The organism is Thermanaerovibrio velox DSM 12556 (genome assembly GCF_000237825.1).
Classification (GTDB): domain Bacteria; phylum Synergistota; class Synergistia; order Synergistales; family Synergistaceae; genus Thermanaerovibrio; species Thermanaerovibrio velox.
On record NZ_CM001377.1, the window covers coordinates 1,288,132 to 1,301,008 of the forward strand.

The 12,877-nt window shown below is 57.9% G+C and carries 9 protein-coding genes; 5 read left to right on the forward strand and 4 right to left on the reverse strand.

Annotated elements, in window-relative coordinates; translation table 11 throughout:
- The first annotated feature begins 14 nt into the window (after positions 1 to 14).
- The gene (locus tag THEVEDRAFT_RS06275) at positions 15 to 713 is read left to right on the forward strand and encodes a YdcF family protein (protein ID WP_006583875.1); all 699 of its coding nucleotides are present in this window, start codon (positions 15 to 17) and stop codon (positions 711 to 713) included.
- Between the two features lie 57 nt (positions 714 to 770).
- Here the strand turns inward: THEVEDRAFT_RS06275 and THEVEDRAFT_RS06280 are convergent, their stop codons facing one another.
- The 4 genes from THEVEDRAFT_RS06280 to THEVEDRAFT_RS06295 form a co-directional block, all read right to left on the reverse strand.
- The gene (locus THEVEDRAFT_RS06280; protein WP_006583876.1) at positions 771 to 2,483 is read right to left on the reverse strand and encodes a response regulator; all 1,713 of its coding nucleotides are present in this window, start codon (positions 2,481 to 2,483) and stop codon (positions 771 to 773) included.
- 14 nt (positions 2,484 to 2,497) lie between these two features.
- The gene (locus THEVEDRAFT_RS06285) at positions 2,498 to 3,769 is read right to left on the reverse strand and encodes a replication-associated recombination protein A (protein ID WP_006583877.1); all 1,272 of its coding nucleotides are present in this window, start codon (positions 3,767 to 3,769) and stop codon (positions 2,498 to 2,500) included.
- A 1-nt stretch (position 3,770) separates the two neighbouring features.
- A complete protein-coding gene (locus THEVEDRAFT_RS06290; protein WP_006583878.1) occupies positions 3,771 to 4,730 on the reverse strand; it encodes an HAD family hydrolase in 960 nt (319 codons plus the stop codon).
- Between the two features lie 348 nt (positions 4,731 to 5,078).
- On the reverse strand, positions 5,079 to 5,654 hold the full coding sequence (locus tag THEVEDRAFT_RS06295; protein ID WP_245522625.1) for an ATP-binding protein: 576 nt from the start codon (positions 5,652 to 5,654) through the stop codon (positions 5,079 to 5,081).
- An 87-nt stretch (positions 5,655 to 5,741) separates the two neighbouring features.
- Between THEVEDRAFT_RS06295 and THEVEDRAFT_RS06300 the strand changes: the two genes are divergently transcribed.
- The 4 genes from THEVEDRAFT_RS06300 to glgC all read left to right on the forward strand — a co-directional run bounded on the left by THEVEDRAFT_RS06300 (position 5,742) and on the right by glgC (position 12,860).
- A complete protein-coding gene (locus THEVEDRAFT_RS06300) occupies positions 5,742 to 8,111 on the forward strand; it encodes a DUF3536 domain-containing protein (protein ID WP_006583880.1) in 2,370 nt (789 codons plus the stop codon).
- Between the two features lie 106 nt (positions 8,112 to 8,217).
- Entirely contained in the window at positions 8,218 to 9,954 is a 1,737-nt protein-coding gene (glgP, locus tag THEVEDRAFT_RS06305) for an alpha-glucan family phosphorylase (RefSeq protein ID WP_006583881.1), read from the forward strand.
- Between the two features lie 3 nt (positions 9,955 to 9,957).
- Positions 9,958 to 11,424: a glycogen synthase gene (locus THEVEDRAFT_RS06310; RefSeq protein ID WP_006583882.1), complete on the forward strand. Its 1,467-nt coding sequence runs from the start codon at positions 9,958 to 9,960 to the stop codon at positions 11,422 to 11,424.
- Between the two features lie 146 nt (positions 11,425 to 11,570).
- A complete protein-coding gene (gene glgC, locus THEVEDRAFT_RS06315) occupies positions 11,571 to 12,860 on the forward strand; it encodes a glucose-1-phosphate adenylyltransferase (protein WP_006583883.1) in 1,290 nt (429 codons plus the stop codon).
- Positions 12,861 to 12,877 lie beyond the last annotated feature (17 nt).

Here is a 12,877-nt window from a genome sequence, read left to right on the forward strand (position 1 = left end):
GGTAAGCTCCTCCCATGTCCAAGATCTTCTTCATCTACAAGCTTGTCGGATCTTTCGTGGTACCTCCGGGGCTATTCGTGCTTCTGTTCCTCCTTATCTCTCTTCAGGCCTTGAGGACACCCCGGCGCATTAAGCTGGCGGCTGTAGCCGCCGTTACCGGCCTATTGATATACTCCTCCTCGTGCGATTGGTCCTCCCGGCTCATCACAGGACCGCTGGAGGATATGTACCAGCAGGGGGAGGAACTGCCGGAAGGGGACACCATGATAGTCGTCCTGGGAGGCGGTGTTAGATATGACCGGGATCTCACCCCCTTTGAAATGGGGACGTACACCGCCACCAGGGTACTAGCCGCCTATCGCCTGGCCACCAAGACCGGTTGGCCCATTCTATGCTGTGGGGGCAACCCAAGGTCCAACCCAGACCCATCATTTTCAGAGGCAAGGTTGATGGCGGACACCCTAAGGGACATGGGGGTAGATAGGGTCTTCGAAGAGGGCAGGTCAAGGACCACGAAGGAGAACCTATCCAACGCATACCCCATGCTGAAGAGGCTTGGGATACGCAACGTGGTCCTGGTGACAAACGCTTTCCACATGCCAAGATCCATGTACGCCGCAAAACGCACCCTAACAGGCATACGGGTCTACCCCTACCCCGCAGGGCGGCTCACCGACCGATCCCCCCCTCGATCCCATGAGCTTCCTTCCTAACCAAACCGCCATGGCGATCTCAGCGCTGGGACTAAAGGAGTGGGTGGGGTTGGGGTACTACAAGGTATTAAGCCTGTTAACCAGGTCCCCGGAGGAAAGGTAATCCCTGTACTTATCAAGGGGTTTGCCTGCTCGCATGTCCTCCTCCAGCTCCGCCATAAGGGACGAGAACGACCGGTACCCCGCCACCGCAGAATCCCCCTTGAGGCGATGGGCCAGCTTCTCCACCCTCTCCATGTCATTCCTCGCTATGGCATCACATAAACCCTCCGCCAAACCGGGCAGCTCCTTAAGAAAGTCATCCTTGGCCAACGCCACCACCGGGTCCCCTTCCGCATCATCGCAGTTCCATCCGGTCCACTGGGCCACCACATCCCTCAGAAGCTTGGCCGATACGGGCTTGAACAAGGTCTCGTCCATCCCCGCCTCCAACGCCCCAGCAAGATCGGACTCCCCACCGGCGGTAAGGGCCAGTATGGGCTTGTCAAACCCCATCTCCCGGAGCTTCGCGGTTGCCTCAACCCCTCCCATCCGGGGCATCAAAAGGTCCATAAAAACTATGTCCGGCATCTGAGACATGGCCAAATCCACCGCCTCCACCCCATCCGAGGCGGAGATAACCGTGGCACCCATCTTCTCCAGCATGACCGACAAGGACTTTCGGTTAACCATTGAATCATCCACCACCAGGACCTTTGGAGCCCTGCCAAGGGACCTGGGTATCGATGACGCAAGCCTCCTAATCGATATGTCCACGTCCACCCCCTCCCCCTGCACGGAGGAGAAGAAGCTGATGCCATCGCTGTAACGCTCCGCCAGGAGCTCCACCACCCCCCTAAGCCCGAAGGTGGACCCCTGGGATAGGGAAGAGGCCTCTATCATGACCTTGACCTTGGACGAATCCCCCACTACACCTACGCTCACGGACTGGGCGGACATGTCAACGTAATACATATTTACTATCCCCATGAGCATCTGTAACGCCCCGTATTTTATCTGGGAAGAGGGATCCATGCCCTCTATGAACATCTCAAAACCCCGGTTCTCCATCCTCTGCCAGCCCTGTCCCAACGTCCTAAGAGCCTCCAGAGCCTCGCTAAGAGGCATGTATGCCCCAAACCGCTGGGACTCAAGTTCTATCTCGCAAAGGAGCGTATCTATCTGAGAGCTCAGAACCCTTGCGGCCCCAAAGGCCAAAGAGGCGCTTTGTGGGGAGTACTGGTTCTTAAGGTCCTCCAAGGCAAGGGACAAGGTCCAGAGCGGAGTTCTGAGATAGTGGCCCCACTGCTCCATCTCACCAAGCCTAACCCTGCCCTTAAGGGCGTCCAACGAGAGGGCAAACAGCTCCCCCAGGATCCACAGGGACAAAAGGTCATCGGAGTTGTAAGGGAAGGACCTGCCAAAAGCACCAACCCATCCGGATACGCGCCAGGTGTTAAACGGCGCCAAAGCGCCCCTGTCAACGCACAGCCAACCGGGAAAGCAAAGGGGATCATCCCTATCCCTCATGGCTGGAACGTCACTTGGGGACTCTATAGACTTGAGGTACAGCCAGAGCTTGTCCGCCACCTCCTTCGGGAAGTCCTTAAGGGACCTCAGGATACCGTCATCCCAAAAGTAGGCCTCATCCTCCCCGTTGGAGAACCACACGGCACAGCTGGGGCTTTGCGATATCTCAGAAAGCCCCTTGAAAAACACGGTGATAAGCTCCCGCTGAGAAGAAGCATTCTTAACCCCGTGGAGAAGCGATTTGAGAGTAGAGCTGTCCACCCCCCTCACCTCCTCTAGCGTTCTTCACCGAAACGGCGCCAAAGACGCCTCAGCCTCTCCTTTATCCTGGCCTCAGTCCCTAGATCCGTGGGCCTGTAGAACCTTCGGGGCTCCGGAAGATAACTGGCTGGGACCCACCCCCTGGGATCCCCATGGGGATACACGTAGTTTGGGCTTCCAGGGATCAGGTTATCCGGGACCTCCATCAAATCCCCGGCCTCCACCGCCTTCCTGGCGGACCTTATGGCCTCATAGGCCCTGTTGCTCTTGGGGGCCGCAGCCAGGTAAATGGCCGCCTCAGCCAGGATCATGTCCCCTTCCGGCAAACCAACCCGGTCGAAGGCGGAAGCGGCGGCCTCTGCCAGCACCAACCCCATCGGATCCGCCAGCCCCACGTCCTCAGCGGCCAATATGCATATCCTGCGGGCTATGAAACGTGGATCCTCCCCAGACTCCAACATCCTAGCCAGCCAGTAAACCGCACCGTCTGGATCGGAACCCCGGACGCTCTTTATAAAAGCAGATATTAAATGATAATGCTGATCACCGCTTCTATCATAACGTCTGAAGGAGCTTCCCGCAAAGGCCACCACGTGCTCCTCCCTTATGGAGCTTCCCCCCATGGCGGCAACCCCGGAGGCAACCGCCTCAAGCCTCAGAAGCGCCTGCCTTAAGTCCCCGGACGCAGAGGACGCTATGGCCCCTAGGGCTTCCCTCGTGGCGGATAACCCTAAACGTCCCAAGCCCCGCTCCTCGTCCTCCAACGCCCTCTCCAGCACAAGGAGCACGTGGGAATCCTCCAGGGGCTTCATCTGATAAACCAGCATCCTGGACAACAGGGTCTTGTTTATCTCAAACCAAGGGTTCTCCGTGGTGGTACCCACCAAGACCATCTGACCTGACTCGACGAAGGGGAGCAGCACGTTCTGCTGCTGGGAATTGAAGTGGTATATCTCGTCCACAAAGGCTATGGGCGGGTCAAACCCCATTGACATAAGCGACACCGCCCGATCCGCCAGGGCCCTAAGATCGCTGAGCTTCGAGGTCACTGCGTTTATCTCCAAAAGCTCCCTGCCCGTGGCAGATCCCATGAGACGGACCAACGTGGTCTTCCCAACACCAGGAGGGCCGTACAGGATGCAGCTGCGGATCGAATTAGTCCTTATGAGGAGCCCCAGAGGTCCCTCCGGGCCCAATAGATGCTCCTGCCCCACGTATTCATCGAGGCTCTTTGGGCGGAACCTCTCCGGTAGCGGAACCTTGAAACCCCTTCCCAAGTCCTGCACATCAAATCCCCCATCGGGATAGAAGTTCCCCTAAGGGTACGGCGGATGGGTTCGGGCCGTCAAGGATCCTAACCAGGGGGAACGACCGGCGTAACGCCTCCCCCAATGCGGCCCTAAGGGAGGAACCCATGGCGGTCAACGGCATTGAGGGACACATCCTAAAGTGTAGAGGCGAAACCTCCACGTCCTCTATGAAAAAGGCCCCACAGCCCATGGCCGCGGCCTTGAAGGACAGCTCCCAGAAGGCGCCTTGGGGTTCCACCAGGGCCACGGAGTTGAACCGATCCACAAGACCATCGACACCTACCGTCTCCGCCGCACCGCGATACTCCCATGGTACGCACATCCTGGGCTCCTTAAGATGCTCCAAAAGCTGGGGCATGCTTTCAAAGCAGAGGTCCGCCAGGGAGGCCCAGCTCTCTTCAAAACGGTTAACGAGGCAGGTTCGCATCGACGCCCTGCGACCTCCCAATAGGTCGTATATGTAATCCCCCAGCAACAGGCATTCCCACGGGGAAGAGCCAAGCAGCAGCGCCGCGTGGATGAGGGGGGCCGGATCCGGTTTAGGGGGTTTGAAGTCATCCCTCGATAGGGTAACCGGGGGCAGCGGGATCCCGGAGACCTCCGAGGCCACCTCCATGGCCTTCCTGCAGTTCCTGGAGACCACACCCCAGGGTATCCCCCGCTCCTCAAGGAACCGGAGCACCTCTAGAGCCCCCTCCACCGGTACGCTCCTCAACGCCCCCTCCACCTCAAGCTCCTCAAGCTCCATCAGGAAACGGGACCTCAACGGCTCCTCCAGCGAACTTGCCTCCTCAAACAGCATGACCCGTCGCCCCCCAAAGTACCTCTCCCTTAAGGGGGAGAAATCGTAGCGACTGTCCACCAGAACCCCGTCCCAATCGAATATGAGCGCCTTGGAAAGGGACGGCCCCCACAAGGGGGAGGGGGAACGCTCCATCGGAAACACCTCCATGGGGATAATCCCCAGGTTTTGTATTTAAAAAGCCGGACCCAGATGAACCCTGGGCCCGGCTTAAGGTGGCTGAAACCGCTAAAATCACAGGAACGAGATAACCCCGCGATGCCGTGCGGGGAAGGCCTTGACCCGCTGCCTCAATATATGGAGCCCCCCGAACCTTGGAATCAGACTGCCCCTTAGGCTGTCATCACCGGAACGGAGAAGGCCCCGGCGGGTTGAAAGTGTTGGCTCAAGACTCTACACCCCTTCCACGAACACCGCAGGGCTATTCTCGCTTACAATTCTATTTTGAAACTCCGATATACGCAAGGGCAGCCCAAAGGAACATTAACCTCCCCTTCTCGCCTCCTCAACTCCCTCCCTTACGGAGTCCCTGACCCAAAGACACACGTCCGGGGTCTTGAAAAGCTCCGGGTCCTCCAGGATCTCCAGGGCCTCCGCGGAGTCAAAAACGTACTGCCCTCGGCATCTAAAAGTAAACCTCCAGCGAACGTTGGGGTGACCAGAGAGCAGGGCCATCATGGTGGATCCAAGGTCTCCCACGGGAGGCCTGTCTATGTGACTGAGCCGGAAGGACGCCTCCGTAAGAGTCCCCTCCCCAAGCTTGGACTCCAGCCGAAAGGTACCCCCGCAGGCCTCCGCAGCCTGTTTTAAAAACGGAAGTCCAAGGCCCACCTTTCTGGTGCTTCTGGAGGTGTAAAAAGGATCAACCGCCATTTCCGCAACTTCCTTAGACATTCCCCTTCCGTTGTCCCTAACCCACATCCTCACCAGATCACCCTCAAAGTCCTCCTCCAACCCCATGTCAACGAAGTCAGCTCCGGCGTTAACCCCGTTCTCCGCTATATCCAGCAGGTGGTGCGAAAGGTCCTCCAACAAGGAGATCACCTCCAATTTGTCCAAGAGTATCATAAAGACTTGTTAGATGATAAAGACCTGCTACCCAAACCAATGTATAATGTAACTGCGTAGAGGGGAGGTGGAAACACCTTGAGAGGAATCTGCGTCCACGCCCATTTCTATCAACCCCCACGGGAGGACCCTTGGCTCGATGAGGTCCTTCTGGACCCTTCCGCCGCTCCGTCCCCTGACTGGAACTCCAGGGTCACCGACGAATGCTACAGGCCCAACAGGGCAGCTCGCCTGGTGGACTCATCGGGCAGGATAGTGCACATAATAAACAACTACCTGTACATGAGCTTTAACGTGGGCCCCACTCTTCACCGCTGGATAATGCGCCACGACCCCATATTGGACTACCACATTGCCCAGGCGGACAGGGCATCGGAGGTTAACCTAGGGTGCGGGAACGCAATCGCCCAATGTTACAACCACATGATAATGCCCCTGGCCAGCCGCAGGGACAAGAGAACCCAGATCATATGGGGGATAGAGGACTTCAAGGCCCGTTTCGGAAGGCCCCCTGCGGGCATGTGGCTACCGGAGACCGCGGTGGACATGGAAACCCTGGAGGAGCTGGCCTCATTCGGCATAGGCTTCACCATCTTGGCCCCCCATCAATGCGCCGCGGTGCGCCCCCCCAAGGGGCCCTGGATCGAGACCCCCGGAGGAGCAGGGCTGGACGTCACAAGACCCTACAGGCAGCACCTCCCGTCCGGCGGGCACGTGGACATAATCTTCTACCACGGGGCAACCTCCCAGGCCATAGCGTTCGGGGGGCTTCTTGACAACGGGGATCGGTTCGCCCAGCACTTGATGGGGCTGCTGCCGGAGGATGGGGAACCCAGGCTTCTCACCATAGCCACCGATGGGGAGACCTACGGGCACCACCACCGCTTCGGCGAGATGGCGTTGGCCAGGGCTTTTCAGCTGATATCACAACGTAAGGATCTGTTCCTCACAAACCCAGGGGCGTTCCTAAAGGAGCATCCCCCGGCGTGGGAGTGCCGGGTGGCGGAGAACACGTCCTGGTCCTGCGCCCACGGGGTAGAGCGCTGGAGAAGCGACTGCGGATGCCACACCGGCGGACAGGTGGGCTGGCATCAACGGTGGAGAGCCCCCTTAAGAGCCGCCCTTGATCACATAAGGGATCGCATAGACCAGGTCTACGATCAGATGGTCTCACAGTTCACGGATCCATGGGAGCTGCGGAACCTGTTCATAAAAGCCCTTCTGGACCGAAGGGACTCGAACCCGTCTCCACTTAAAAAGAGGCAGGACTTCCTCAAGGAACACCTGCCGGGGATCAAGGACCAGGAGGGCATTAAGATACTGACCTTGCTGGAAGCCCAGCGGATGCGCCTTTTCATGTACACCTCCTGCGGATGGTTCTTCAACGACATAGGAGGCATCGAAACCCGCCAAATACTAGCTTACGCCCAGCGTGCTCTGGAGCTAACCGAAGAGGCCTCAGGCGTGGATGTGTCCGGGAACTTCCGGGAGATCCTAAAAACCGCGGAGGGGAACACCAAGGACCTGCCCAACGGGCTTGAAGTGCTAACCCGCACGGTGATCCCAAAAAGGCGCACGCTGGAGGACATGGCCGCGTCGTCCATAATGCTTAAAACCTCTGGAACGTTCTACTCGTTCTTCTGCTCCGCCAAACTCAAGGAAGCCACATCTGCAGGGGTCTCCCTAAGGATCGGGACCCTATCAGTGACAGACCAGCGAACCGGCAAGGCCTGGTCCGGCTCCGGGGCGGTCCTTTCCTCCGGAGGATTGGACGACCGCTGCTGGCTTAGCAATGATAAGGTGGACGGAGAGGGACTCATCCGGGATTTCATCAAGCTGGACATAATAAGCTTTGGGGACCGTCTGCGGCAGGCCCTGCCCATAGGCCCCCGGGGCCCTGAGGTGCTCCCGGAGGATGAGAGGGCCAACATGGGTATGCAGCGGGCACAGGCGGCGGAGGATCGCTACAAAGACGTCTCCCAATCGATCCTGGAGGACAACCGGCGCCTAATATCCCAGCTGGGGGACCTGGGATTGAACCCGCCGCTCCTCATGACCGCCGCAGCGGAGATAGTCATGAGGAGCAAGATCCGAGACCTGCTGTCCAAACTTGATACCATGGAAATATCCAGACCGGGCTCTCCACTGGAGGAACTCTTAAGGGAGGCCAGGGATATGGGGATAAAGCCCAATATGGACCAGGTGGCCCCGGCCGTAACCGAGGCACTCCACAACCGCATAAGGTCCTTGAGAACCGGTGGCGAAGACGAGGAGGCGGGGATAGCTGATGTAATGGAGGTGATCCGCCGCCTTAAGAACCTGGAGGTGCCCCTTAACCTGTGGAGGCTCCAGAACGAGGTTTGGCGGAAGTTGGAATCCGCGGGACACCAGCTTGGATCCTCGTGGCTTGAGATCGCAAGGGAGTTGGGCTTCGCCCTGCCAGGATAACCTCGTCATTAATGGATAAATAGTAAGTGATACAATATCACCAAGACGACGCAACACGCATAGCTCGTCCTAACTTGCAAACACGATCCGTGAGGGGGGTACGCTGATGACGATAATGACCTACGGTGACAACATAGGCAGCTCCATGCTTAAGACCCTTGAACACGACCCGGTTTTCAGGTCCGTGGCATATTTTTCCATGGAGATCGCTATAAGGCCCGAGATACCAACCTACTCCGGCGGCCTTGGGGTCCTGGCGGGGGACATCATAAAGAGCGCCGCAGACCTGGGGGTCCCCATGGCGGCGGTCACGCTCCTCTACAGGAAGGGTTATTTCATCCAACACATAGATGAAACGGGGCATCAAAAGGAGAGCCCCGTGGAGTGGAAACCCGAGGAATACCTAACCCTCCTACCCAACGAGGTATCCGTGACCCTGGAGGGAAGGCCCGTAAAGGTCCGCACCTGGGTATACGATTACGTGGGGCAGTCTGGGTACCCCCTTCCCATATACTTCCTGGACACGGACTTCGAAAGCAACACCCCGGCGGACAGGAACCTCACTTGGTACCTCTACGGCGGTGATCAGCGGTACCGGCTCTGCCAAGAGCTCATCCTAGGCGTGGGAGGTCTAAGAATGCTCCGGGACCTGGGATACCGGAACATAAAGACGTTCCACCTAAACGAAGGGCACGCGGGCTTCATAACCCTGGAGCTGTTGCGGGAACAGGGCTATGAGGACTACGACAAGATCAGGGAAAAGGTCATCTTCACCACCCACACACCGGTGCCCGCAGGACACGACCACTTCTCTTACGAGCTCATAGACAAGGTGATGGACCCGGTTTTCGTCCACCACATAAAGCGTATGATGGGCCCCGAGGGGGTTTCCATGACCGAGCTGGGCCTTAAGTACAGCCGGTACACAAACGCGGTATCGGTGAAACACGCGGAGGTCAGCCGCAACATGTTCAACGTGGCCAACATAGATGCGGTGACCAACGGCGTCCACTCCGCCACCTGGACCTGTCCCGGCTTCGCCAAGCTCTACGACCGCTACATCCCCGGGTGGCGCAACGACCCGAGCCGGCTCATTCAGGCCCTTCAGCTGCCGGACGAGGAGGTCTGGAAGGCACACCAGGCGGCCAAGATGAAGCTGCTCGCCCGGGTCCTGGAGGATACCGGCCGGGAACTAGATGCGGACGTGCTGACCATAGGGTTCGCAAGACGGGCGGCGGCCTACAAGAGGGCGGACCTCATCTTCTCCGACGTAAAGCGGCTCATAGACGTCTCATCCGGACAGGTACAGTTCATCTTCGCCGGCAAGGCCCATCCCCACGACGAACCCGGAAAGGCGTTGATCAAGAAGATCCACGACATGGCAAAGGAGATCGGTACCGCCGTACCCATAGTCTTCCTCGAGAACTACGACATGTCCCTGGCAAGCCTCTTGACCTCCGGCGTGGACCTTTGGCTCAACAACCCAAGACGCCCGAGAGAGGCCTCGGGCACGAGCGGCATGAAGTGCACCCACAACGGGGTGATGAACTTCTCGGTCCTCGACGGATGGTGGATAGAAGGTTGGGTTGAGGACGTGACCGGCTGGTCCATAGGGCCGGAACCCGAAGAGGCAGAGCTGGTGGAGTACGACGAGATGCAGGACGCCATGGACCTGTACAACAAGCTGGAGGACAAGGTGATCCCCACCTACTATCAGCACAGGGACCGCTGGATATGGATGATGAAGCATGCAATAGCCCTGAACGCCAGCTACTTCAACACCCACCGGGTGGTGAAGGAGTACTGTGAAAAGGCCTACGGCGTGGTTTTCAGGGGGCTGTAATACATGGGCCTCAAAAATTCCATCCGGGTGCTCCACGTAACCCCCGAGATGGCCCCCCTGATCAAGGTGGGGGGCCTGGGTGACGTGGCAGGCTCCCTCCCAAAGGCGCTAAACTCCATGGGAGTGGATTGCCGGGTCTTGATGCCTAATTCCAAAGGCCTTGCGGAGAGGGCAGGCTCCATGGGTCTTAAGGTCGTAAGGTGCCCCGGAAAGGTGCATGCGGCCATTAACTGGAGGGTCTACTCCGCGGGCATCCTTAAGACCCAGGTGAACGGCGTTACGGTGTACCTGCTGGATCAGCCGGAGCTATTCTCGGACCTGGAGGCATACCCCAAGTCCCTCACGTGCGAGTCCGTGCTCCCCTTCATCTTCCTATCCATGGGAGCTCTGGAGCTGGGCAGAGCAGTTAGATGGATGCCCCAGGTGCTCCATCTTCACGACTGGCCCGCGGCTTCGGTGGCGAGCATGCTCAAATGGCATCGACATTACCACAAGCTGCGGGAACATTTTGAGACCGTTTTGACCATACACAACCTGGCCCACCAGGGGATAGTATCCCCCGGCGGCTTGGAGGGCTGGGGATTTAACAAGAACAGCTTCTCCATGGATGGGATGGAGTTCTACGGACACGTGAACCTCTTGAAAGGAGGCATAATAGCCAGCGATAAGGTCACCACCGTAAGCCCCAGGTACTCCTGGGACATACAGACCCGAGAGGGCGGGATGGGGCTGGATGGTGTGTTGTTCGCCAACCGCAACAAGCTGTCCGGCATACTCAACGGGGTGGACTACGACGTGTGGAACCCCTCCAAGGACCCCTTGATCACAAGCCATTACTCCCCTTCGGATCTCTCCGGCAAGGCCAAGTGCCGAAAAGACCTCCTTAGGATCCTGGGCTGGGAGGACGGCAACGACGTGCTGGTTGCGTTCGTGGGCAGGCTGGTGGAACAAAAGGGGGTTGACCTCATCCTGGGAGCCATGAACAGGATCCTTGCGGAACCCATAAGGCTTGTGATCCTTGGTTCAGGCCATCCACTGTTCGAGGAGAAGCTTAAGTCGGAAGCCCAAAAGCACCCCAAAAAGCTCTGGGTTTCCACGGATTTCGATGAGACCATGGCTCATAGGATATACGCCGGTTCCGATCTCATGCTAATGCCCTCCCAGTTTGAGCCTTGCGGATTATCCCAGCTGATAGCCATGGCCTACGGGACGATCCCGGTGGCAAGGGCAACCGGGGGCATCGCAGACACGGTGATAGACGCGGACGGGGCGGACGACGGAACCGGGTTCCTCTTCATAGACTACTCCCCGGAGGAGATGACGAGAGCCCTTAAGCGGGGCATAGCCGCCGTATCCAATCCGTCGAGAAGGGCTAAAATAATGAGGAACTGCATGACCGCCGACTTCTCCTGGCGGCAGTCCGCAAAGGCTTACTTGAACATATATGAGGAACTTCTTGGATATCAATAGGGGGTTGATCCAAAAAAGACAGCAGGGGAAACCAGGGTGACATATCCCTTGACCCGGAGAAGCGATTTAAGAAACTGTCCTGCAAATCCATCGTGAGCGTGTTTCTAGAAATCTCACACTAAACATCTCGGCGGAGGTGGTGGATTTTGATCTTCGGTAAGTACGGACGGGTCTTGGGGATAGTCCTGGCGGGAGGCAAGGGAGAAAGGCTGATGCCCCTCACCAAATACAGGGCCAAGCCGGCGGTGCCGTTTGCCGCCAAGTACCGGATAATCGACTTCGCCCTGTCCAACATGGTAAACAGCGGGCTTTTCTCCATATACTGCCTAGTTCAGTTCAAAAGCCAATCCCTGAACGAACACATAGAGCGGGGATGGCAGTTCGGCAATGCCCTTAGGGGAAGGGACTACTTCATAACCGCCGTCCCCGCCCAGATGTGGACCGGGGAGAGGTGGTACGAGGGCACCGCCGATGCGGTTTTCCAGAACCTTCATCTCATCACCCTCTTCGACGCCGACAGGATATGCATATTTGCGGCGGACCACATCTACAAGATGGACATCGAACAGATGCTCCAGTATCACATGGACACCAAGGCGGACGTTACCATCGCGGCCAACACCGTCCCCGCTTCGGAAGCCCATGCTTTCGGCTGCATGGACACCGATCCCTCCGGACAGGTTATAAAATTCGTGGAAAAGCCCAAGATCCCCCCGCAGATACCGGGCAAGCCGGGGTTCAGCTACGTATCCATGGGAAACTACATCTTCGAACGGCACGTGCTGGAGGAAGCCATAATAGAGGACAACAAGATAGAGACCAGCTCCCACGATTTCGGCAAGGACATCCTGCCCCGGATATACAACCGCTGCAGGGTAATGGCCTACGACTTTAAGAGCAACGTACTGCCCGGCATAGACCGCCCTTACTGGAAAGACGTGGGCACCATAAAGGCCTATCACGAGGCCCATATGGACCTCCTTCAACACCCATCGGACCTCACCCTCTACAATCCCCTGTGGCCCATAAGAACCGTATCCTACTCGGATCCCCCGGGCTTCACTTACCCCGACAAAGGACAGGGCTGCTCCGTGGTAGGCACCCTTAGGGCTGAGGGAAGCCGAGTCCTCGGCGCCATAGTCCACCGGTCAGTGCTGTCCAGAAACTGCGTCATAAACGCCGGGGCAGTCCTGGAGGAGTGCATCGTGGGACAAGGGGTGGTCATAGGGGAGAACTGCAAGCTCCGCAGGGTCATCCTGGACGCCTACAACGTCGTACCCCCCAACACCGTAATAGGATATAACCCCGAGGTAGACCAGAAGAAATACCACGTGGACCCCGAGTCCGGGGTTGTGGTGCTTGGGATGCCCAAGATACAGCTCAGGAGAAACTTTGGGCTCCCCCCTGACAACGACGACCCCTTGAGCGCCCTTTAGGCCTTCAAGGTCATCTA